22 protein-coding genes and 1 tRNA gene are annotated in these 22,164 nt (G+C 65.4%); 9 read left to right on the forward strand and 14 right to left on the reverse strand.

Annotated features, from left to right (window positions below):
• Window position 1: 1 nt before the first annotated feature.
• Window positions 2-715 (reverse strand): ribonuclease PH, encoded by a 714-nt coding sequence (gene rph, locus LGR44_RS02935; protein WP_226737013.1) that lies wholly within the window; start codon window positions 713-715, stop codon window positions 2-4.
• Window positions 716-861: 146 nt separating this feature from the next.
• On the opposite strand from rph, the gene hrcA reads away from it, so the two are divergent.
• Together hrcA and LGR44_RS02945 are read left to right on the forward strand one after the other, a co-directional pair.
• Window positions 862-1,953, forward strand: a complete 1,092-nt coding sequence (gene hrcA, locus LGR44_RS02940; RefSeq protein ID WP_226737015.1) for a heat-inducible transcriptional repressor HrcA — start codon at window positions 862-864, stop codon at window positions 1,951-1,953.
• A 25-nt stretch (window positions 1,954-1,978) separates the two neighbouring features.
• Entirely contained in the window at window positions 1,979-2,230 is a 252-nt protein-coding gene (locus LGR44_RS02945) for a helix-turn-helix domain-containing protein (RefSeq protein WP_404809898.1), read from the forward strand.
• Window positions 2,231-2,263: 33 nt separating this feature from the next.
• On the opposite strand, the gene LGR44_RS02950 is transcribed toward LGR44_RS02945, so the two are convergent.
• Entirely contained in the window at window positions 2,264-3,634 is a 1,371-nt protein-coding gene (locus LGR44_RS02950; protein ID WP_226737017.1) for an APC family permease, read from the reverse strand.
• 231 nt (window positions 3,635-3,865) lie between these two features.
• On the opposite strand from LGR44_RS02950, the gene lepA reads away from it, so the two are divergent.
• Window positions 3,866-5,671, forward strand: coding sequence for a translation elongation factor 4 (gene lepA, locus LGR44_RS02955; RefSeq protein ID WP_226737019.1), 1,806 nt, complete (start codon window positions 3,866-3,868; stop codon window positions 5,669-5,671).
• A gap of 89 nt (window positions 5,672-5,760) precedes the next feature.
• Here lepA and LGR44_RS02960 read toward each other — a convergent pair whose 3' ends face one another.
• Entirely contained in the window at window positions 5,761-6,009 is a 249-nt protein-coding gene (locus LGR44_RS02960; RefSeq protein ID WP_377032452.1) for a DUF6894 family protein, read from the reverse strand.
• 919 nt (window positions 6,010-6,928) lie between these two features.
• On the opposite strand from LGR44_RS02960, the gene LGR44_RS02965 reads away from it, so the two are divergent.
• The gene (locus LGR44_RS02965; protein ID WP_226737023.1) at window positions 6,929-8,158 is read left to right on the forward strand and encodes an MFS transporter; all 1,230 of its coding nucleotides are present in this window, start codon (window positions 6,929-6,931) and stop codon (window positions 8,156-8,158) included.
• A gap of 9 nt (window positions 8,159-8,167) precedes the next feature.
• On the opposite strand, the gene LGR44_RS02970 is transcribed toward LGR44_RS02965, so the two are convergent.
• The 3 genes from LGR44_RS02970 to LGR44_RS02980 all read right to left on the reverse strand — a co-directional run bounded on the left by LGR44_RS02970 (window position 8,168) and on the right by LGR44_RS02980 (window position 10,170).
• The gene (locus LGR44_RS02970; protein WP_226737025.1) at window positions 8,168-8,950 is read right to left on the reverse strand and encodes an SDR family oxidoreductase; all 783 of its coding nucleotides are present in this window, start codon (window positions 8,948-8,950) and stop codon (window positions 8,168-8,170) included.
• A 78-nt stretch (window positions 8,951-9,028) separates the two neighbouring features.
• Entirely contained in the window at window positions 9,029-9,457 is a 429-nt protein-coding gene (arsC, locus tag LGR44_RS02975; protein ID WP_226737028.1) for an arsenate reductase (glutaredoxin), read from the reverse strand.
• Window positions 9,458-9,531: 74 nt separating this feature from the next.
• Window positions 9,532-10,170, reverse strand: coding sequence for a hypothetical protein (locus LGR44_RS02980; protein ID WP_226737030.1), 639 nt, complete (start codon window positions 10,168-10,170; stop codon window positions 9,532-9,534).
• A 142-nt stretch (window positions 10,171-10,312) separates the two neighbouring features.
• Between LGR44_RS02980 and LGR44_RS02985 the strand changes: the two genes are divergently transcribed.
• Window positions 10,313-11,149, forward strand: a complete 837-nt coding sequence (locus tag LGR44_RS02985; protein WP_226737032.1) for a lytic murein transglycosylase — start codon at window positions 10,313-10,315, stop codon at window positions 11,147-11,149.
• Window positions 11,150-11,188: 39 nt separating this feature from the next.
• Here the strand turns inward: LGR44_RS02985 and LGR44_RS02990 are convergent, their stop codons facing one another.
• From LGR44_RS02990 to LGR44_RS03015, 6 genes are all read right to left on the reverse strand, one after another.
• Window positions 11,189-12,277 (reverse strand): TRAP transporter substrate-binding protein, encoded by a 1,089-nt coding sequence (locus tag LGR44_RS02990; RefSeq protein WP_226737034.1) that lies wholly within the window; start codon window positions 12,275-12,277, stop codon window positions 11,189-11,191.
• 208 nt (window positions 12,278-12,485) lie between these two features.
• On the reverse strand, window positions 12,486-12,659 hold the full coding sequence (locus tag LGR44_RS02995) for a DUF1328 domain-containing protein (protein WP_226737036.1): 174 nt from the start codon (window positions 12,657-12,659) through the stop codon (window positions 12,486-12,488).
• Between the two features lie 158 nt (window positions 12,660-12,817).
• Window positions 12,818-13,909: an ATP-dependent DNA helicase gene (locus LGR44_RS03000; protein WP_226737038.1), complete on the reverse strand. Its 1,092-nt coding sequence runs from the start codon at window positions 13,907-13,909 to the stop codon at window positions 12,818-12,820.
• Window positions 13,906-14,856, reverse strand: a complete 951-nt coding sequence (locus LGR44_RS03005; RefSeq protein ID WP_226737040.1) for a DMT family transporter — start codon at window positions 14,854-14,856, stop codon at window positions 13,906-13,908. The genes LGR44_RS03000 and LGR44_RS03005 overlap by 4 nt, the downstream gene beginning before the upstream one ends.
• A gap of 326 nt (window positions 14,857-15,182) precedes the next feature.
• Entirely contained in the window at window positions 15,183-16,262 is a 1,080-nt protein-coding gene (locus tag LGR44_RS03010) for a DEAD/DEAH box helicase (RefSeq protein WP_226737042.1), read from the reverse strand.
• A 138-nt stretch (window positions 16,263-16,400) separates the two neighbouring features.
• Window positions 16,401-16,811, reverse strand: a complete 411-nt coding sequence (locus LGR44_RS03015; protein WP_226737045.1) for a PRC-barrel domain-containing protein — start codon at window positions 16,809-16,811, stop codon at window positions 16,401-16,403.
• A gap of 199 nt (window positions 16,812-17,010) precedes the next feature.
• Between LGR44_RS03015 and LGR44_RS03020 the strand changes: the two genes are divergently transcribed.
• Together LGR44_RS03020 and mepA are read left to right on the forward strand one after the other, a co-directional pair.
• Window positions 17,011-18,177, forward strand: a complete 1,167-nt coding sequence (locus LGR44_RS03020; protein ID WP_226737047.1) for an SDR family oxidoreductase — start codon at window positions 17,011-17,013, stop codon at window positions 18,175-18,177.
• A 118-nt stretch (window positions 18,178-18,295) separates the two neighbouring features.
• Window positions 18,296-19,207, forward strand: coding sequence for a penicillin-insensitive murein endopeptidase (gene mepA, locus LGR44_RS03025; protein WP_226737049.1), 912 nt, complete (start codon window positions 18,296-18,298; stop codon window positions 19,205-19,207).
• 90 nt (window positions 19,208-19,297) lie between these two features.
• Here the strand turns inward: mepA and msrA are convergent, their stop codons facing one another.
• Both msrA and LGR44_RS03035 read right to left on the reverse strand, forming a co-directional pair.
• The gene (msrA, locus tag LGR44_RS03030) at window positions 19,298-19,957 is read right to left on the reverse strand and encodes a peptide-methionine (S)-S-oxide reductase MsrA (RefSeq protein ID WP_226737051.1); all 660 of its coding nucleotides are present in this window, start codon (window positions 19,955-19,957) and stop codon (window positions 19,298-19,300) included.
• Between the two features lie 85 nt (window positions 19,958-20,042).
• Window positions 20,043-20,363, reverse strand: coding sequence for a PetM family of cytochrome b6f complex subunit 7 (locus LGR44_RS03035; protein ID WP_226737053.1), 321 nt, complete (start codon window positions 20,361-20,363; stop codon window positions 20,043-20,045).
• 200 nt (window positions 20,364-20,563) lie between these two features.
• Between LGR44_RS03035 and LGR44_RS03040 the strand changes: the two genes are divergently transcribed.
• Window positions 20,564-20,653: transfer RNA gene (locus LGR44_RS03040), tRNA-Ser, on the forward strand.
• 387 nt (window positions 20,654-21,040) lie between these two features.
• The gene (locus LGR44_RS03045; protein WP_226737055.1) at window positions 21,041-22,072 is read left to right on the forward strand and encodes an SMP-30/gluconolactonase/LRE family protein; all 1,032 of its coding nucleotides are present in this window, start codon (window positions 21,041-21,043) and stop codon (window positions 22,070-22,072) included.
• The last annotated feature ends 92 nt before the right edge of the window (window positions 22,073-22,164 follow it).

A 22,164-nucleotide genomic window follows, 5' to 3' on the forward strand; every position in this document is an offset into this window, starting at 1 on the left:
ATCAGGCCACCGTCTGCTTCTGCAGGTCGACGAGTTGCGCCACGCCGGCCTTGGCGAGGCGCAGGAGGTTCATGAACTCGTCCTCCGAGAACGGCTTGCCTTCGGCCGTGCCCTGCACCTCGACAATGCCGCCGGAGCCGGTAATGACGAAATTGGCGTCGGTCTCGGCGGCGGAATCCTCCGCATAATCGAGGTCGAGCACCGGCTGGCCCTGGTAGATCCCGCAGGAAATGGCGGCCACCGGCTCGCGCAGGGGATTGATCGAGATGATCGAGCGGCTCTGCATCCAGGCGAAGCAGTCGTGCAGGGCCACCCAGGCGCCCGTGATGGAGGCGGTGCGGGTCCCTCCGTCGGCCTGGATCACGTCGCAGTCGACCACGATCTGCCGCTCGCCCATGGCGGGCAGGTTGACCACCGCGCGCAGCGAACGGCCGATGAGGCGCTGAATTTCCTGGGTGCGGCCGGACGGCTTGCCGGAATTGACCTCGCGGCGGGTGCGCTCGTGGGTGGCGCGCGGCAGCATGGAATATTCCGCCGTCACCCAGCCCTTGCCGGTGCCGCGCAGCCAGGGCGGCCCCTTTTCCTCGAGCGAGGCGGTGCAGAGAACGCGGGTGTTGCCGAAGGACACCATGCAGGACCCTTCCGCGTAGCGCGCGACGCCGCGCTCCAGCGTGACGGGACGCAACTCGTCGGGAGCGCGGTTGGACGGACGCATGGGAAACCTCACCTCGAATGAAAACCTGGGAAGCGTCTTAGAAGCTGGCATGGGACGAAGGCAAGCGCAGGCTTGCCTTATGGGCTCCGCATCCGCACATAATGCCCACCAGCAAGGTTGCCTGACGAGGATCGAAGAACCGCCGAATGCATGTCCCGGGTTCCCCTTCCAACCTGTCCGAGCTTCGCGCCATCGCCGAGCTGAACGACCGGTCGCGCGAAATCTTCCGCCAGATCGTCGAGACCTATCTCATGACCGGCGAGCCCGTGGGCTCGCGCAATCTCTCGCGCATCCTGCCGATGACGCTCTCCCCCGCCTCGATCCGCAACGTGATGGCGGATCTCGAAGCGGCGGGCCTGATCTTCGCGCCGCATACCAGCGCCGGGCGCCTGCCGACCGAGACGGGCCTGCGCTTCTTCGTCGATGCCATGATGGAGCTCGGCGACGTCACGGCCGAGGAGCGCGCCCATATCGAGGCGCAGATGAAGGCCGCCGCCTCGGGCCACACCCTCGAGACCGCCCTCACGGAGGCCTCGGCCCTCCTGTCCGGCGTCTCGCGCGGCGCGGGCGTCGTCGTAACCTCCAAGTCCAATGCGCGCCTGAAGCACATCGAATTCGTGCGCCTCGACCCCACCCGCGCCCTCGTGGTGCTCGTGTCCGAGGACGGATCGGTGGAAAACCGCCTCCTCGACCTGCCGCCGGGCCTGCCCGCCGGGGCTCTGGTGGAGGCGGGAAACTTCCTCAATGCCTGCATCCAGGGCCGGACCCTCGGCGACGTCAGGCGCGAGATCGAGACCCGCCGGGAACAGATGGAGCGGGAGCTCGACGACTTGACCGCCCGGCTCGTGGAGGCGGGGCTCGCCACCACCGTCGGTTCCGCCGGGACCCGCCAGCTCATCGTGCGCGGCCAGGCCAATCTCCTCGACGACCTGAAGGCGGCCGAGGACCTGGACAGGATCCGCCTGCTCTTCTCCGACCTGGAGACGCAGACGGACGTGATCGACCTCCTCAGCCGCGCCGAGAGCGGCGAAGGCGTGCGCATCTTCATCGGCTCGGAGAACAAGCTGTTCTCGCTCTCCGGCTCGTCCATGATCGCCGCCCCCTTCCGCGACGGCAGCCAGAAGATCGTCGGCGTGCTCGGCGTCATCGGCCCGACCCGGCTCAACTATGCCAGGATCGTGCCGATGGTCGACTACACCGCCAAGGTCATCTCGCGGATTCTGGAGCGGGGCCGCTAGCCTCCGCCCCGGGGCGTTCCTGCAGGTGCCGCTTGAAGGCGGCAGCGATCATGCTCGCCAGCTCCGCGTGCCGATTGCCGAGGCGTGCCGCCTCCTGGCCGAGACGGAGGAGCCGATCACCACTGTCATGTTCAAGGCCGGCTTTCAGACGAAGTCGAACTTCAACAGGGAATTCCGCCGGGTGGCCGGCACATCTCCCAGCGAGTGGCGCTCCAACCGCCTCTCGCGGGACGGCACGCTTCCTGGCCTCGCGCGGGCATCGGCCAGCCCGCGCTGAAGAGGGCTGCCGCGGTTCTCCCCGACGGCGGCGCTAGACCGGCGGCTCCGTCGCGGCCCTGGGCCGCAGCACGGCGTAGACTGCGAAGATCCCGAGGAGAAGCGCCCCCGCCAGGACGCTCGCGCGCCAATCGCCTGTGGTCACGCGCACCAGAACGAGCCCGGCGCAGACCAGAACCCCCAGGACGGGCACGAAGAGGGGAATCTCGAACCGCCCTTCGGGCTCGCCCGCGCGCCGCTTCAGCAGGAAGAGCGCTCCGTTGACCGCCGCGAAGACGGTGAGCAGCATCAGCACCGTTGCGGATGCGAGCTGGCCGATGGTGCCGATCAACGCGAGCGGCGCCACGACCGCGAACAGGGTAAGGATCGCGAAATGCGGCGTTCGCCGGGTCGCATGAACCCTGCCGAGCCAGGCCGGCAGCAGACCCTGATGGGCCATGCCGTAGGCAAGGCGCGATGCCGTTACATAATTGACGAGCGCCGTATTCGCGACCGCGAACAGCGTGATTGCCGTGTAGACGATGGGCGGAAGCCAGGGCGCGGCGCGCGCCATCACGGCCGTCAGCGGACCGGGCGCGGCCGCAAGCTCCCGCCAGGACACCACGGAGACCGCCGTGATGGCGACGGCCACGTAGATCACGGCCGCGACGGCCATGGCGGTGATCAGTCCGATCGGGATGGTGCGCTGGGGATCGCGACACTCCTCCGCGACATTGATCGTGTCCTCGAACCCGATGAAGGCGAAGAAGGTCAGCACCGCCCCCTGGAGCACGAGAAGGATCATGACGTCGCTCGCCCCCTCGCCGGGCGGCGGGGTTTCGAAGAGGTCGACGGATCCCCAGAAGCGGATGCCGACGGCGACGACGAGGAGAAGGCCGCCCGCCTCGATGCAGGTGCACAGCACGTTGACCCACATGGATTCGCGGATGCCCCGCAGGACCAGTCCCGTGAGGAGCAGCAGGAACCCGATGGCCAGCAGCGTCGCAGTCCCCTCGCCTCCGCCGGTCAGGGTGGTCAGGTTGGCGGCGAAGACGCGGGACTGGGTGGCGACGGACGTGAGGGCCGAGCAGGCGACCGCGAGCCCCACCACGAAGCCGGCCAGGGGCGAGCGGTAGGCGCGCTCGGTCACATAGGCGGCTCCGCCCGCGTGGGGATAGCGCGAGCCGAGGGAGGCATAGCTCAGCGCCGTCAGCAGCGCAGCCACGAGAGCGACGAGAAAGGCCAGCCAGACCGCATTTCCCACCTGTCCGGCAGCCTGCCCCAGGAGGCCGTAGATTCCCGATCCCAGCATGCTGCCGAGGCCGTAGAGGGTCATCTGGACCGGACCGATCGTCCTGTGCAGGGCCGGGCGCCCCGGAGCGGCCGCGTGCTCCGCAGACGACGCAACTGCCGAGGTTTCCGCCATGGCCGCCTTCCCGATCAGGAGATCCCGCAATCCAGAATAGCCCACCGGCGCCGAATTCCCATCGGGACCGGACACGGGCGACAAAAGGGCCGCCCCGTCTCATGGAGACTCGCATTCCCGCGCGTGCGAGCCCATCTTCGAGGCCCGGTCGCCCACGCGGCATCGGCTTCCCTTGGCTTTAGGGGGCCATGCTGCTATTGCGGCCGCAACAGCTCTTATTCTTGCAAGATTATGACCGCTCGCACCTTCGACAACATCCGGAACTTCTCCATCGTGGCCCATATCGACCACGGGAAGTCCACATTGGCCGACCGTCTGATCCAGACCACGGGGGCGCTTTCCGCTCGCGAGATGACGGAGCAGGTGCTCGACAACATGGACATCGAGCGCGAGCGCGGCATCACCATCAAGGCGCAGACCGTGCGCCTGGAATACAAGGCGCAGGACGGTAAGACCTACATCCTGAACCTGATGGACACCCCCGGCCACGTGGACTTCGCCTATGAGGTCTCGCGCTCCCTGGCCGCGTGCGAAGGCTCGCTCCTGGTGGTCGACGCCTCCCAGGGCGTGGAGGCCCAGACCCTGGCCAACGTCTACCAGGCCATCGACGCCAACCACGAGATCGTGCCGGTCCTCAACAAGATCGACCTCCCCGCCGCCGATCCGGACCGGATCAAGGAGCAGATCGAGGAGGTGATCGGCATCGACGCGTCGGACGCCGTGCCGATCTCGGCCAAGACCGGCCTCAACATCGAGGGCGTGCTGGAGGCGATCGTCCAGAAGCTGCCGCCGCCCAAGGGCGACCCGGACGCGCCGCTGAAGGCTCTCCTGGTCGATTCCTGGTACGACGCCTATCTCGGCGTGGTCGTTCTCGTGCGCATCGTCGACGGCACCATGAAGAAGGGCCAGACCATCAAGATGATGGGGACCGGCGCTTCCTACAGCCTCGACCGGGTCGGCGTGTTCTCCCCGAAGATGCAGGAGATGGCCCAGCTCGGTCCCGGCGAGGTCGGCTTCTTCACCGCCTCGATCAAGGAAGTGGCCGATACCCGCGTCGGCGACACCATCACCGACGACCGCAAGCCCACGGCCGAGGCCCTGCCGGGCTTCAAGCCCGTGCAGCCGGTAGTGTTCTGCGGCCTCTTTCCTGTTGACGCTGCGGAATTCGAAAACCTGCGCGCCGCCATGGGCAAGCTGCGCCTGAACGACGCCAGCTTCTCCTACGAGATGGAAACCTCCGCCGCGCTCGGTTTCGGCTTCCGCTGCGGCTTCCTGGGTTTGCTCCATCTCGAAATCATTCAGGAGCGCCTCGAGCGCGAATTCAACCTGGACCTCATCTCCACCGCGCCTTCCGTGGTCTATCACCTGAAGCTGCGCGACGGTTCGACCATCGAGCTGCACAACCCGGCCGACATGCCGGACGTGATGAAGATCGAGGCCATCGAGGAGCCGTGGATCCGCGCCACCATCCTGACTCCGGACGATTATCTCGGCTCGGTGCTCAAGCTGTGCCAGGAGCGGCGTGGCATCCAGATCGACCTGAACTATGTCGGCAAGCGCGCCATGGTGGTCTACGACCTGCCGCTCAACGAGGTGGTGTTCGATTTCTACGACCGCCTGAAGTCGATCTCGAAGGGCTACGCCTCCTTCGATTACCACATCTCCGACTACCGCGAGGGCGATCTGGTGAAGATGTCGGTGCTGGTCAACGCGGAGCCCGTCGATGCGCTCTCCATGCTGGTCCACCGCGACCGGGCCGAGGGCCGCGGCCGCGCCATGTGCGAGAAGCTCAAGGAGCTGATCCCGCCGCACATGTTCCAGATCCCGGTCCAGGCCGCCATCGGCGGCAAGATCATCGCCCGCGAAACCATCCGCGCCCTGCGCAAGGACGTGACCGCCAAATGCTACGGCGGCGACGCCTCGCGCAAGCGCAAGCTTCTCGACAAGCAGAAGGAAGGCAAGAAGCGGATGCGCCAGTTCGGCAAGGTGGACATCCCGCAGGAAGCCTTCATCGCCGCCCTCAAGATGGACAGCTGAGGAAGAATCCGTTCGGTCATCTCGAATGGCACGCCGGTCGGAAGGCCGTGCGTGCCATTTTCATGTCGGACGCGCCCCCTCAGGCAGCACTACTGCAGAGGCGGAGCCTCTTTGGAGACGATCGTCTCGAGAGCAAGCGTGAGCAGGACCTGACCGGACGGGTCCGTTACGCTCAGGGTCCAATCGCTCCAATCGACCTCCGGTGCTCCGGCATCCTGAGAGATTTCCTGTATCGCCTGCAAAGCCTCGGAATGGACGTGATCGAGACTGGACACCTCCACTCCCTCTTCGTCGATTAAACTGTCGTGCTGCGTGGAAAAGTTGAAAAAGCAACGCATGAAAAACCTCAGCAGGCTTGATTGTCTCGCCCCTGGAACGGACTGATATCGATCAGGATGTTGCGAACCCCGACCGGTATGTTGGAGGCACTGCGCAACAGGGTCGGGTACGATGTGAGGCGAACCCGGCTTCCGACTGGCCTCTCTGCAATGGCATCCATATCCCGCAACTCCCTGTTCTCGCGCAGGGCAACGGCCATGGGACGGCAGTCGTGCGGGAGCGGCGTTCCGTCGGCCCGGTGGACACGCCAGGAACCGCACCGGCGACCCGGACCGAGGACGGGGCGCCACCCCTCAGCATCGGTCACGGAGAGGGCAGCCGGCAGAGCCTGCAGGAGGTCAGGACCGTCGAGCGCCATCCGTGTCCGGGCCGCATCCGGCGCCGGGCCCGGTCTGATTGCCGGATCTTCGCGTCGAAGCGGGGCCGCAGGACCTTCCAGGTGCGCAGCCGTCCTGAGACATGGCAGACGCTTCCGCAGGTTTCTGCGGATGTCCTTCGCCTGCACAGCCAATTCGCTGTCTCGGTGCATCAGCCACTCCCTCCACCTCGGGCCAGCGGCGCGCTCAGTAATTTAAATAGTAATAAGGAAGATCCGTTCTGAATAGTAGTTTGTTTACTTATTTCAACGATGGCAACATCAACCATAAGAGGTAGGATATTGGCGCAAATTCATAACATATATTAAGGACTAAAGTCGTATTGTTGCGAAAAATATTCACGAAATAGCACATATGGGGCTCGGGGAACTGCATCCGGCATCGGGAGTTCACCCCGCACACAAGGCACCAATCCTGCGCCGGTCCGGAGCTGACCCACGACGCCGTCACGGCAGCGCCAATCCCGTTCGCAGGCCGCCACAACGGGGATTTCACTCTGAACACCGCAATGTCCAAGCCAACATCTCGTGAGGGATGATTCATGTCTTCGTCTTTGCGCACGACGCTTCCGACCTTGCTCGCGCTCCTGATCGGCTATGCTCTCATGCAGACCGGCAACACCCTTCAAGGCACGCTGCTCAGCGTCCGCGGCAGCCTGGAAGGCTTCTCCCCTGCGGAGGTCGGCGCCGTGGGCGCGGCGTTCTGGGTGGGGATCGTGCTCGGCTCGCTCTGGGCCGGCCACGTCATCCAGCAGGTGGGGCACACCCGAACCTTCGCGGGGCTCGCGGCCGTCGCGGCATCGGCGGCGCTTCTGCATCTGCTCGTCATCGACCCACTGGTCTGGATCGTCGCACGGGCGCTGACGGGCTTCTGCTTCGCGGGCCTGTTCGTCGTCGTGGAGAGCTGGCTCAACGCCTCCGCGGCCCCGCAGACGCGCGGGCAGATCCTGGGGCTCTACGGCATGACCGGGCTCATCGCCGGGATCGGCGGACAGATGCTTCTGCCCGCGAGCGATCCTGCGGGCTTCCGGCTGTTCTGTCTCGTGGCCATTCTCATCTCGCTCGCTCTCGTGCCCGTCGCCCTGTCGCGGGCGACCGCGCCAACCGACGCCGTCGGCGAGGTGAAGATCGACCTGAGGCGCCTCTACCGCCTGTCGCCCTTCGGAGTCGTGGCCGCCATCCTGTGCGGCATCACCACGAGCTCGTTCTTCGCCCTGGGGCCGGTCTGGGCCGCGGCGCGCGGCGCGGATACGGTCGGCATCGCCATTATCATGGCCTGCGGCACCCTCGGCGGCTTCGTCACCACATGGCCCCTGGGCTGGCTTTCCGACCGCATGGACCGGCGCCACGTGATCATCGGCGCGTCCGCCATGGCATCGGTCATCCTGCTCGCCCTCGTCAATTTCGTTCCGTCAGACATTCCGCTGTGGCTGGTCTGCTTCTACGTGGTCGTCTTCGGCGGCAGCGTCATTCCCACCTACAGCATCGTCATCGCGCATGTGAACGACATGGTCAGGCCCGGCGAGTTCGTGGCCGCCGCGGGCGGCCTCCTCATTCTGCAGGGGATCGGCGCTGCGGCGGGTCCGGTCATCGCCGGCATGGCGATGACCGCGTTCGGGCGCATCGGGCTGCCTTACGTCATTGTCGCGGCCCAGGCGCTCATGGCCCTCTGGGGCATCTATCGCAGCCTGCAGCGCCCCTCGCCCGCGAGCAAGGAGAGCTTCGTGCCGGAACCTGCCGTGCCCGTGGGGACGGAACTGGGCGCCCGCTGAGGGCCGGGCCTACACGAGAAGCGACTGCCCGCCGTCGATCCAGACCGGCGTGCCGGTGATGTGTCGGGAGCGGTCCGTGGCGAGGAAGAGCACGAGCTGAGCCACTTCCTCGCTCGTTCCCGACTCGCCGCCGGTGAGCGGGATGTTGCCGTCGGGATATTCCGCCGCGACCTCGGCCTCGCCGGTGTTGCGCTTGTCGGTGTTCTCCGTGATTTCCGTGTCGATCCGGCCCGGACACACGACATTGACGCGGATGCGGTGCTTGGCGAGCTCGACGGCCAGCATCTGCACCATGGCGACCTGTGCCGCCTTCGTGGCCGAATAGGCCGTCGCCCCCGCGCTGGTGAAGGTGCGCGTGCCGTTGATGGAGGCCGTGACGACGATGGAGCCGCCATTGGCCCGCTTCAGGTGCGGCACCGTGTAATGAAGCGTGAGGTAAGTACCGCGCAGGTTGGTGTTGACGGTGCGATCCCATTCCGCCGGCTGGAGATCGTCGATGGGAGCCCAGACGCCATTGATGCCTGCATTGGCGAAGACGATGTCGAGACGACCGTAGGCCTCGACGAGGTCCGCAACGGCCTTCTTCATCTGGTCTTCGTCGGCAATGTCGGCTACGAGCGGAATGGCCTCGCCGCCGGCGTTCCTGATCTCCTCCGCGGCCTCGCGGATCTCGTCTTCCGTGTGGCTCAGAACGCCGACGCGCGCGCCTTCCTTCGCCAGAAGGAACGCCGTCGCCCTGCCGATGCCGGATCCAGCGCCGGTCACCAGCGCCACCTTTCCTTCAAGTTCCATGAGCTGCCCTTCCTCGGGTTCGGAGATGCCCCACCATGAACCTGAGCCGGGCCGGCTTGTTCCTTCCGCAGCGGAACTTCAGACGGTTGCCGCACGCCGTCCTGCGGCATCCACGACGAGTTCTCCGTCTTCCTTGCGGAACTCGCCGAGCTGCGGCGCCGGCAGGATGTCGAGCACGGCTTCCGAAGGGCGGCAGAGCTTGACGCCTGCGGGCGTCACCACGATGGGGCGGTTGATCAGGATCGGGTGCTCCATCATGGCATCGAGAAGCTGGTCATCGCTCAGCGCCGGATCGTCGAGCCCGAGTTCCCGGTAGGGCGTTCCCTTCTCGCGGATCGTATCGCGGACGGAGATGCCCATCCGCTCGATGAGCTGCCGGAGCAGCAGCCGGGTCGGTGGCGTCTTGAGGTATTCGATCACATGCGGCTCGATCCCGGCATTGCGGATCAGGCCCAGCGTGTTGCGCGACGTCCCGCACTGAGGATTGTGGTAGATGATCACGTCCATGACGTCCTCCCCATGCCATTATCGATAGGCGCCGGTCGATGACAACGGGAAGACGGCGAAACCTTGGGCCCGGCTTATCCCCGGCAGGCGGCGCCGGCCCTCACCTGCAGCCCCGTCAGGAGCCGCTGGACGAGCGCGTCATGGGCCTCGCCCGTGGGAACGTCGTCAAGGGAAAGTTCGAGCACCCACTCCTTCGAGAGCGGCACGATATAGGTCTCGATCGTCATGGCGCGAGCAGCGGTCGGCAGGTTCGCATCGACCCAGGTGGCGCTCCAGCGCGTGGCGCCCGGAACGGGAGACGTCAACGAGACGGATTGCGCAGGCCGTCCCAGCAATCCTTCGTAGTCCCGCTGCAGGAAGGCGGCGTCGCGGTGGGCGAGATCAGTTTGCGGCAGGTCCTGCAGGTCGTGCGCGGACCGGAGGCTCACGTCGAGCTTGGCCCTGAACGAGACCGCCTCCAGGCTCGTGCCCCCTTCCTCCCCGGTCAGCCGCCATTCCTGCGGAAGGGACAGCGAAAAGCAGAGATGGGGGGTCACCCGATTGAGCAGACGGGTTTCACCCATGGCGCCGTGATGGCGGAGTTCGACGGCGCTTCCCCATGCGACCGGCTCGACGGCAAGGGTGCCCGCCTGGGCCGCCGTAGCGGCAACACATGAGAAGATGACCGCAACGCGGGAGACGAGCGTTCCCAGCCCTTGAGGCAAAGCCGCCATCGAACCCTCCCTGCGCTGCGCTTGCTGCTGTTGCAACGCTTTCGCGGGCCCGTGGTTGCCTCCGATCGCAGCCCTCGGCCTTGAGTTGCGCAAGCATGGCCCTACCTCGCCATCAGGACGGTACGACACTGGGAGAAAGATGATGCCAGCAGCAATCGTGCGCGCCTCTCTTACGGCAGCCATCCTGCTCGCCGCAGGACAGGCCTCGGCCGCAACCTGCCGCGATCCGGCCGGCTTCGAGAAATGGCTCGGGGACATCGGACGCGAGGCAGTGGAACAAGGCATCTCGCCTCAGGCGGTGAGAACCGGCCTGGCCGGCGTCAGCTTCGACCAGGGCGTGATCAACAAGGATCGCGGCCAGCGCGTGTTCAAGCAGAGCTTCGAGCAGTTCGCCGGGCGGATGGTGTCGTCCTACCGCCTGAAGACAGGCGCCACCATGCTCAAGCGCCATGCGGGACTGCTCTCGCGCATCGAGCAGCGCTTCGGCGTGCCGGGTCCCGTTCTCGTGGCGATCTGGGGTCTCGAAACGGATTTCGGGCAGGTCAAAGGCAATCTGCCGGTCATCCGTTCGGTGGCGACGCTCGCCTACGATTGCCGTCGGACGGAGATGTTCCAGGCGCACCTTTTCGATGCGTTGAGGATCGTGGATCGGGGCGATCTGGCGCCGTCGCAGATGCGCGGGGCCTGGGCGGGAGAGTTGGGGCAGACCCAGTTCATGCCCTCGTCCTACATCAAGTACGCGGTGGACTTCGACGGCGACGGGCGGGCGGACATCCTGCGCAGCTCGGCGGACGCATTGGCCTCCACGGCCAATTATCTGCGCGGGCACGGTTGGGTCAGGGGGCAGGACTGGTCTCCCGGCACCGCCAATTTCGCCGCCATTCGCGAGTGGAACAAGTCTCAGGTCTATGCGAGGACCATCGCCTATTTCGCATCGCGGCTCGCAGGCGACGATCCGTCGACGGCCATGAGCCAATAACGGAGAGAGGGTGAGCGCCGGCGGCGCTCACCCGGTTCTTCAGCCGCGCGCGCGGGCGCGGATCATGAAGGTGTCGTAGGCGTATTCGGCCACCTGGAACCAGAGATACTCCTCGCCGCGGAACGCCTTGTAGCTGTCGTAGAGCTTCTTGAACTCGGGGTTGGACGCCGAGAGCTGGTCGTAGATCTCGTTGGCCGCCTTGTAGGCCGCGTCCATGATCTCGGGAGAGAACGGCCGGAGCTGAGCCCCGGCGCCGACGAGGCTCCGCAAAGCGGCCGGATTGCGGGCATCGTATTTCGCCTGCGTGTCCACGTTCGCATAGCCGGCCGCCGCCACGATGGCAGCTTGGTAGGCCTTCGGCAGTTCGTTCCACTTCTGCAGGTTGATGAAGAAGTGGATCGCCGGCCCGCCCTCCCAGAAACCGGGATAATAGTAGTACGGCGCCACCTTGTTGAGGCCGAGCTTCTCGTCGTCGTACGGCGCCACCCATTCGGCGGCGTCGATGGTGCCGCGCTCGAGGGACGGGTAGAGATCGCCGCCCGCGATCTGCTGCGGCACCACGCCGAGCTTGCCCATGATCTGACCGGCCAGGCCGGCGATGCGCATCTTGAGGCCCTTCAGGTCGTCGACCGTCTTGATCTCCTTGCGGAACCAGCCGCCCATCTGCGCGCCCGTGTTGCCGGCGGGCAGCGCGAACAGGTTGTGCTTGGCGTAGAACTCGTTGAGCAGATTGTTGCCGTTGCCGTGATAGAGCCAGGCATTGGTCTGGCGCGAGTTCATTCCGAAAGGCAGATTGGTGCCGATGGCGAAGGTCGGATCCTTGCCCACGTAGTAGTACGAGCAGGTGTGGGTCATCTCCACGGTGCCGCTACCCACCGCATCCGCCGCCTGCGGCGTGCCGACGATCTCGCCCGAGGCGAAGGGCTGGATGATGAATTTCCCGTCGGTGGCCTCCGCCACGTATTTGGCGAGAAGCTCACTGCCCCCGAACAGCGTGTCGAGGGACTTCGGGAAGGCGGAGGTCAGACGCCAGCGGATCTCCGGAGCGGACTGGGCGATAGCGGGCTTGGCCACCGTTCCCGCGGCCATGCCGATTGTTGCAGCCTGGAGGAATGCGCGACGTTTCATGGGTGGGCCTTCTTCCTTTTCATATCCTCGGCGGGCCTTTCGAGACATAAAGTTTCAAGAGAGCGCCGAAAATTGTACGAGTTGAGCTACCACCCTCATAAAGCCCTGTGAAAAAGGTGACAGGCAGGCAGAAGCAAGGATTTCATGCGCTGAGCGCATGCGTCGCCCGCGCGAGGCCGTCTCTCGCCAGTCCTATCGGCCCGCGATGTCAGAAGATCAGTTCGCCCGCTCCCCAGGCCAGGAGCACGAAGATGATGAAGATGACGAGGAAGATGCCGAACAGGACCTTGGCGATGGTGCGGGCTCCGGATGCCACTCCCGTGAAGCCCAGGGCTCCTGCCACGAGGGAGATGACGAGAAAGATCAGTGCCCATTTCAGCATGGCGCTTGCCCCTGAGTAGAACGGTTCAGCCGAAGGCATAAGTTCTCACTGCAGGCGTGGTTCCACGTTCTCCTCCGCCAGGCCTGGGAGGGCCGGGCCCGACGGCATCCGCAGAGCCTTCGGGTGACGATGCGCTCCCCCGTCGGCGGGCAGGCCCCTCACATGACCACCGTCACCTTTTCGGCAGCCCGAGTCAGCCCGGTATAGAGCCAGCGGCTGCGGTGCTCGCGGAAGGCATAGGATTCGTCGAAGAGAACCAGATTGTCCCACTGCGAGCCCTGCGCCTTGTGAACGGTCAGCGCATAACCGAAGGTGAACTCGTCGGACTCCCGGCGCAGGACGAACGGGACCTCCTCCTCGCCGCCTTCGAAGAAAGCCTTGTGCACGGAGACTTCCACCGATCTGCGGCGCGCATCGTCGTCGGCCAGCACGTCCATGCGGATGAAGTCGTTGCGGATGCCGCGCAGGGCCTGGATGCTCCAGGTGCCCCCGTTGAGCAGACCCTTGGTCTTGTCGTTGCGCAGACAGACGAGCTTCTCGCCCGCCGCGGGCATGGGGCTGCGGTAACCGTTCAGCTCCCGCAGGCGCGTGTTGTAGAGACGGCGGGTCTTGTTGAGGCCGACGAGGACCTGATCGGCGGCCATCACGGTTGGGGCGTCGATCTCGCGGCGACGGATGACGCGGCTCTCGCCATACGTTCCGGGCTCCAGCCGTCCCCCCTCCCGCACGGTCATCGACATGTGGATGATGGGATCGTCCTTCGCCTGCCTGTGAACCTCGGTGAGCATCACGTCGGGCGGCGCCTCGGTGAAGAAGCCGCCGCCCTTCACGGGCGGCAACTGCGCGGGATCGCCGAGCACGAGGACGGGCTGCCCGAAGGACAGGAGATCGCGCCCGAGCTCCTCGTCCACCATCGAGCATTCGTCGATCACGATCAGGTCGGCCTTCGCCGCTTGGCTCTGCCGGTTGAGCACGAATTGCGGCCCACCCTCGTCGGACTCGCGCGAGCGGTAGATCATGGAATGAATGGTGGAGGCATCCGCGCAGCCTTTCGAGCGCAGCACGAGGGCGGCCTTGCCGGTATAGGCGCCGAACGCGACCTCGCCATCGACCCCTTCGGCGATGTGACGGGCGAGCGTCGTCTTGCCCGTACCCGCATAGCCGAACAGACGGAAGACCGGTTTGTCTCCGCGCCGGAGCCAATCGGCGACGGCCTTGAGGGCGGCATCCTGTTGGGGCGACCAGGTCATTTCGATTGGGCCTCGAAGCGCAGGCTGTAGAGAATGCCGACGATGATGCAGGCACTCCCGATGAAGACAAAGGGATCGAGCGGCTCGCCGTAGAGCTGCCAGCCGACCACGGCGATCAAAGGAATGCGGAGGAAGTCGAGGGGGACGACCATGCTTGCATCCCCATGTCGGTAAGCGTTGGTGAGGCAGTAATGCGAGAGCAGGCCGCCGGCGCAGATGCCGATGAAAGGCAGCGTCTGCGACAGCTCCATTCTTTGCCAGAACGCCCCGCTCACGCCCAGGAGGTTCATGGGGAGCTGCATCAGGTTCATGAAGAAGAGGATCGAGAACGTGCTCTCCGTCCGGGTCAGGCGCTTCGTCATGATGGCCACGAGGGCGAAGGTGAAGGCGACGGCGAGCACGAGAAGACTTGCAGGCTGCAGGGTCTCGAGACCCGGACGCAGGATGACGAGAACGCCGCCGAAGCCGAGAACGACGGCGGCGAGACGCCCTCGATTCATGCGCTCGTGAAGCAGCGGAATGGCCAGCAGCGCAACCCAGGCCGGCGTGGTGAACTCGAGCGCGAAGACGGTTGCGAGCGGCAGCAGCGTGATGCTGAAGGCCCAGGCATCGGTGCCCGCGAAATGCAGGACGTTGCGGGCGAGATGCATGCCGAAGCGCCTCGGCTTCAAGCCAGGTCTCAGCTCCGGTCTGGCAAGTGCGAAAGCCAGGAGGACGACCACGCCTGCCGCGTTGCGGACGAACAGGATCTCGAACACCGAGAAGGTGGGCGAGAGAGCCCGCACGGCGACGGCCGATGCCGAGAAGGAGAGGAGTGCGCCGCTCATCCAGAAGACGACGGCGAGAATGCTGCGGTGGGGCACGGCGAACCAGTCGATGTGAATGTCTCCCGATACCGCGCCTCGCCGACCGCGTGAAGTGTCGAACGACGCGTTCGAGCGTGGCACGCTGGCGCTGCATGGCCGACGTCGACGACAAAACCGGCACATGCATGTGCCCCAACGTCACGCAATCATGCGTGTGATTCTTGAATCGCTCCTTCGTCGCCGCAGACGATCATGCGGCTCCGAAGCGCACTTTTTCGGATGAGGGCGACAACTTTTTTTCAGCCTCTTCGAGCCTGCAGGATTCGACATGCGACGAGCAGGATTCCTGGTGGCGAAACACGGACTTAGGGGCAGTTCCCAGAGGTGCGGCGATCAAAATCGCACCGCACCCTATTATCGCTCAAGTTATTGAAATATCATCTTTATTTTCTCTCTTTCACTCATCCTTAAGACATCGGAAAGACATTGAGAGCGGAACAAGCAACGCGCTGCCGAGTCATCTGACGAGACCGTCGTTGAGCCTCGGAAGCGCAAGTCCTGACGGATGCTGAGCATAAAGTATCCACAGAAAACATACGCGTTCTACTTTCTACACTTTCCGATAATCGGAACCCCCTTGGTATAACGACGTTGCCTTGCAAGCGTGACGGTTGCACGCGAAGGCCCTTGAAGGAGGCGGCTATGCCGACAGACGACAAGTCAAACCCGCTGACGATGCTGTTCACGGGTGACACTGGTGCGACCAGCACCAAATCCGGCGCGAAGAAGAGCAGCGCTCGCCGCAGCTCGTCCAGTGCCAAGAAGACCGGAGGCTCCAAATCCTCCGCGAAATCCGGCGCCAAGAAGACCGGCGCTTCCACGGCGCGCAAGAGCGCGGCGAAATCGACGGGCACCTCGTCCCGTTCGGGCGCAGCGAAGAGCGCTGCGAAGTCCGGCTCGAAGAGCACGGCTTCGAAGAGCACGGCCGCAAAGAAGGCCGGAACGAAGACGGCTGCGAAGTCGTCCAAGACCGCAGCGAAATCGTCCAAGACCGCTGCCAAGTCCTCGTCGAGGACGGCCGTGAAGTCCTCGGCCAAGACCGCTGCGAAGTCCGGCGCCAAGAAGACTGCGGCGAAGTCCGGAGCCAAGAAGACGGCTGCGAAGTCCACGACCTCGCGTTCGTCCGCCAAGAAGGCGCCGGCCAAGTCGGCCGCCAAGTCCACGACCAAGGCGGCCACGAAGTCCACGAAGTCCACGAAGTCGGCTGCCAAGAAGCCGGCGGCCTCGCGTTCGACCTCCGCCCGCAGCGGATCGAAGAGCGCCTCGCGTTCGACCAGCGCCCGTTCTTCGGCCTCGAAGACCTCGGCCCGCTCCTCGAGCCGCGGCGCAGCCAAGAGCGGCGCGAAGGCTCCTGCCAAGGGCGCAGCCTCCAAGGCCCGCAGCTCGGCCAAGCCGACGAAGCGCGCCGCCGCTGCCTCGAGCCGCACCTCTTCCACGAAGAAGTCCGGCACCGTCGGCACGAAGCGTTCGTCCGGCAGCTCCCGCAAGGGCGGCTCGTCGAAGCGCTGACACAGACTGCCGCAGGCGCCGGGACGGAGGCGGAAGCCTCTGTCGTCCGGCGCTGCGGCACAAAAAATCGCCCGGTCTCGGCCGGGCGATTTTCGTTGCAAGATGGGCTTTTCTCGTTACCGGCCCGTGCTCATCGGGTCGCTCTCGCCCCAATAGGGCGTGGCATTGTAGTACCGGTGGACGTGCTCCTCCCACTCGCGATCGTAGGATGCGTCGTGACCCTCGGCGGTGCGGCGCGGGGCGCCACGCAGCTGATCCTCGGTGAGATTGAGCTCATAGGCGTCGAGCTCCGTATTGTACGTCAGGACGCCCCAGGGCAGCGTGTAGTATTCCTCGCCGAGCCCCATGAATCCGCCAAAGCTCATGACCGCATAAGCGACCCTTCCAGACCGCTTCTCGATCATCACGCGCTCGATGGTTCCAATCTTCTCGCCGTCCGAGCGGCGCACGGGGGTTCCCTCCACCTTGTCGCTGGCGATCAGGCTTTGGGTTTCGCGAACGTCGCCGGTCTGTGCCGTGGTCTGCATCGTCTCTCTCCCTTCCACTGTCGAGATGCCAAGGCAACGTTCTGGTAAAAAAGGCGGTTCCGAAGACGTTCCCAGGGGCTGCAAGCTTTTCGGCGTTCATCCGGCCCTGGAAGCGGCGCCTGCGGAAGCGTTGCCATAGGAACCGCTCATACCTCCTGACGTTGACCCGCATTTGCAGGGATACATAAGGAGACAACAGATGGCCGTTCGTCAGAAGAGCGTGAAGGAGCAGGTCGTCGTCATCACCGGCGCGTCCAGCGGTATCGGCCTTGCAACGGCGCGCATGTTCGCCTCGCGGGGAGCCAAGGGACTGGTCCTGGTGGCCCGCAACGAGGAATCTCTGCGCGGACTTGCGGAGGAGTTGAGCCAGGGCGGAACCCGCGCCATCGCCGTTCCGGCCGATGTGAGCAAGCGGGAGGATCTGGAGCGGGTCGCCCGGACGGCCATCGAGACCTTCGGCGGCTTCGACACCTGGGTGAACGACGCCGCCGTCGCCCTGTACGGGGCGCTGGAGGAGATCCCGCTCGAGGACCAGCGGCAGCTCTTCGACGTCAATTACTGGGGCGTCGTCAACGGTTCCCTCATCGCGGCCCAGCATCTGCGCAACCGCGGCGGCACCATCATCAATGTCGGCAGCGTCCTGTCCGAGCGGGCCATGATGCTGCAGACCCAGTACTCGGCCTCCAAGCATGCGGTGAAGGGCTTCACCGACGGCCTGCGCATGGAGCTGGAGAGCGCCGGGACCCCGGTCTGGGTGACGCTCATCAAGCCGTCGTCCATCGATACGCCCTATATCGAGCATGCCCGCAACTACCTCGACGACGAACCGCGCGTTCCGCCGCCGGCCTACGATCCGCACCTTGTGGCGAAGGCGATCGTCTTCGCGTCGGAGCACCAGCGGCGCGAGCTCACCATCGGCTTCGGCGGATGGGTGATCGGCGCCATGGGCAAGGTGGCCCCCCGCCTCACCGACAAGGCCATGGAATGGACCGGCTACGCCGCCCAGACCACGGAGGCGTCCGAACGCGGGCGCATGCGGGACAATCTCTACCAGGCCAGGGAGGACGGTGACGAATACTCGTCCCTGCGCGGCGAGCCGCGCAAGACCAGCCTTCTGCTGGAGGCGCAGCTCCATCCCTTCGCGGTCGCTCTGGTGATGGCCGGCATCGGCGCCGCCATCGCGGCTGCTCTTATGCCCCGCAGGAGCCAGCGCACGAGCCGCAGCCAGCATCTACGCCCCCGGCCTCCGTTCCAGCCTGCCAAATCCACCCGGAAGGTCGGAAACGGACATGACAAGCGCTCCTTCGGCCCTGGCCACATCAGCCAGCGGCAGGACACCGAGCGCCGGCCTCAACCGCGGCACTAGTCGCCGACGACCTGCAGGGGCCGGCCTCCCGCCGGCCCCTGCCCTTCTGGCAGCAAGCGACATGATGTGGCGGCCGAAGGCCATTCCGGACCGCACGAGGTCGGGTTAGCCTTGCCCCATGAATGCGATTCGAATTCTCCCTCTCGCCGTCGCCCTGGTCATCGGCGGCACCGCATCGGCCCAGGACAAGGGAACGCTCACGCCCAAGCCCCTGCCGCCCCTGACCAACCCCAACGATCCGTCGGTGCCGGCCAAGGAGCTGTTCGGGCGGCGCGATACGCCCGCCTCGCTTCAGGCGCGCGCTATCGGCAGCTATGCCCGCGGTTGCGTCGCCGGCGCGACCGCTGTGCCCATCGATGGCGAGACGTGGCAGGTGATGCGCCTTTCCCGGAACCGCAATTGGGGCCATCCGCAACTGGTGAACCTGCTGCAGGACCTCTCCGCGCGGGTGCCCCGGATCAACGGCTGGCCCGGCCTTCTCGTGGGCGATATCTCGCAACCCCGTGGCGGCCCCATGCTCACCGGCCATGCTTCGCACCAGATCGGCCTCGACGCGGATATCTGGCTGACCCCCATGCCCAACCGCCGCCTCACACGGCTGGAGCGGGAGGAGATGTCGGCCACGAACGTGGTCCGCGAGGATCGGCTGGACGTCGATCCCGAGGTCTGGACGCCGCAGCATACCGCCCTCATTCGGGCTGCCGCCAAGGAACGCCGCGTCGCGCGCATCTTCGTCAACCCGGCCATCAAGAAAGCGCTCTGTCGCGAGGCCGGAGAGGACCGCGCTTGGCTGACGAAGGTGCGGCCCATGTGGGGGCACAATTATCACTTCCACATCCGCCTCGCCTGTCCCAGTGGCGAAGCCGGGTGCTCCGATCAGGACCCACCTCCCGGCGGCGACGGCTGCGGAGCGGAGCTCTCGCGCTGGTTCACCCGCGACATGCTTTTCCCGAAGCCCGGCAAGCCGCGCCCGCCCCTCCGGATGGCGCAGCTCCCGGCCGAGTGCCGTCAGGTCCTGGTGGCCCCGTGAGACCTGGCCGCCTGGCATTCGATGCCAACGAAAAGAGCCGCCTCCACGGGTGTGGAAGCGGCTCCTGAGAACGATGCGACGTGCGCTGACCTAGGCGGCGGCGATGCCGGTGCCGATCTGGCAGGACACGCCCGTGCCGCCAAGGCCGCAATAGCCGCCGGGGTTCTTCGCGAGATACTGCTGGTGATAGTCCTCGGCGAAGTAGAAGGGCGGCGCGGCGAGGATTTCCGTGGTGACGGGGCCGTAGCCCCGGCTCGCCAGCGCCTCGGCGTAAGCTTGCTTCGAAGCCTCGGCGGACCGGCGCTGGTCCTCGTCGAACACGTAGATGCCGGACCGGTATTGGGTGCCCACATCGTTGCCCTGGCGCATGCCCTGGGTCGGGTCGTGGTTTTCCCAGAACGTCTTCAGGAGAGCCTCGTAGGAAACTTTCGCCGGGTCGTACACGACCAGGACCACTTCGTTGTGGCCCGTCAGGCCGGAGCAAACCTCTTCATAGGTCGGATTGGGCGTGATTCCGGCAGCGTAGCCGACGGCAGTGACCCAGATCCCGTCCTCCATCTGCCAGAACTTGCGCTCCGCGCCCCAGAAACAGCCAAGCCCGAACAGGGCCTGCTTCATGCCCTCGGGATACGGTCCCTGAAGGGGGCGGCCATTGACGAAATGACGCTCCGCGGTCGGGAGCGGAGTGGAACGGCCCGGCAGGGCATCCGCTTTGGTCGGAAGGTCGAGGCGCTTGAGGAAATTGAACATGGGGCTTCTTCTCGTGGTGCCCCATGAATGTAAGTGCTCTTGCGCCGGACGGGAGAGCGGCGGCCGTCACTATCGTGTGAGACGCTCAGCGGCCGGCGAGATACCCAATCGGCTCCATCGATCTCTGCCCCAACCACAGAAGGAGCGCCCCCAGCAGGAATCCGGTCAGGGAAGCCGGAAGCTGAAGGAGGGAGACCATGATCGGATCCCAGAGCCAAGCGAGGGACGGCTGGGCGACACGGCTCTCCAGCTCGGCGACGCCTCCGGGAAAGAACGTTCCCATCATCGTGCCGACGGACGCAAACGATATACCATTGTTGACGATCGAGCGCGTGCCGTCGATCACCAGACCGATGAAGCCGGCGGCGACCAGTACGAGGCCCAGGGTACGAGCAAGGAACTTCAAAACGCACCTATATGAACGGATAGGGTCACTTTAGTGCGTTTTCAAAGAATGGCAAAGCCAGCCCATCGCAACTTCTCACAATTGGATCTTGCATTCGGCGGCCATTTGGAGATACACGGTCCGCTCCGCAGGTGATGCGGGGACTTCGGGGCCGGAATCGGCGCCTGAAATGTCCGAGCCCGCCCAGCGGGCTCCATGCTGGAGGGGTGGCCGAGTGGTTGAAGGCGCACGCCTGGAAAGTGTGTATACGGGAAACCGTATCGAGGGTTCGAATCCCTCTCCCTCCGCCACTTCACTGTAAAACCGAACGCCCTCGTGAATAGTGGGGCGGCATCGACCATCCGGCCCGGAGGCTTCGCGCCGAAGATCATCTCGGACCGTCCCACGCGTACGATGCGGAAAAGGGGCCATGCCCGCGGCGCCCCTCGCAACCCACGAAAGCCCGCCATGGACCGGAAGTCAGCGCCGTCGGCGCGAGACATCCCGAGGGCTCGCCCGGACCAGATCCCGAATGAAGCCATCTCCCGACGAGACCGGAATCGTCACCGGCGCTTCCAACCGTGTGCATTTGTATTGCCGAGGTTGGGAATCGGTGAGATTCTGCCTGTGATATGTGAGCCTGACGAACGGGCCTGAGCTGAGGGGGCGAAGAACGACTGCTTCCGAGGGAGGGTCCCATGGATTTCGATCGACGCAGCTTCATAGGTGGACTGGCCGCTGTTGCGAGCCTGGCTTCGAGCCCCGCCGTCTCCCAGTCGGCGCCGGAACCCCAGCGGTATCCGGACGAGGCCTGGAAAGTCCTCGACGAACGGTTCCGCAAGTACATGATCGGCAATACTCCGCTGCAGCGCCAGTGGACGGGCTCTCTCTGGGCGGAAGGCTCCGCCTGGAACGGCGTAGGCCGTTATGTGGTGTTCTCCGACATCCCCAACGACCGCCAGATGCGCTGGGACGAAGTGACCGGCGCGGTCACGCCGCTACGGGTCCCCGCACACTTTTCCAACGGCAACACATTCGATTTCGAGGGCCGGCAGATCTCGTGCGAGCATTCGACGGCGCGCGTCGTCCGCTATGGCTGGCAGGGCGAGCCGGAAGTGCTGGCGGAGAGCTACGACGGCAAACCCCTGAACGCACCGAACGATGCCGTCGTGCATCCCGCGACAGGCGGGATCATCTTCACGGATCCGGGATACGGCAGCCACTGGTGGTATGAGGGAAATGTTCGCGAACTGGAACTGCCCACCAGCGTCTATCACCTGGACCCCCGATCCCGCACTCTTACGAGACTGACGGATGAGATCTTCAAGCCCAACGGTCTCTGCTTCTCGCCCGACTACAGGAAGCTCTACGTCGCAGACACGGCGGCCACCCACCATCCGGAGCCGGCGCGGATCATCTCGTGGGATGTGGAGGACGACGGCCGCAGGCTCGCCAACCGGCAGGTCTTCACAACGCTCGAGAAGGGCTTTCATGACGGCATTCGCGCCGATGTGGATGGCAATATCTGGGCGGCAACCGCGTTCGGCGGCGCAGGCATCGACGGCATTCACGTCTATGCCCCGGACGGCGTCAAGCTTGGCCAAATTCTCATGCCGGAGGCATGCGCGAATTTGACGTTCGTCGGAAAGCACCGCAACCGGCTCTTCATCTGCGGCAGCCAATCGGTCTACACGATCTATACGGCGGCCCAAGGCGCCCACATCGCCTAGCTGAACCCGGGCGGGGGGGGGGGGGGGGGGGGGGGGGCCCCCCCCCGGGCCGGGCCGCCGCGGGGGGGGGGGGGGGCGGGCCCCCCGGCGCG

It is taken from the genome of Microvirga lenta (assembly GCF_020532555.1).
Taxonomy (GTDB): Bacteria; Pseudomonadota; Alphaproteobacteria; order Rhizobiales; family Beijerinckiaceae; genus Microvirga; species Microvirga lenta.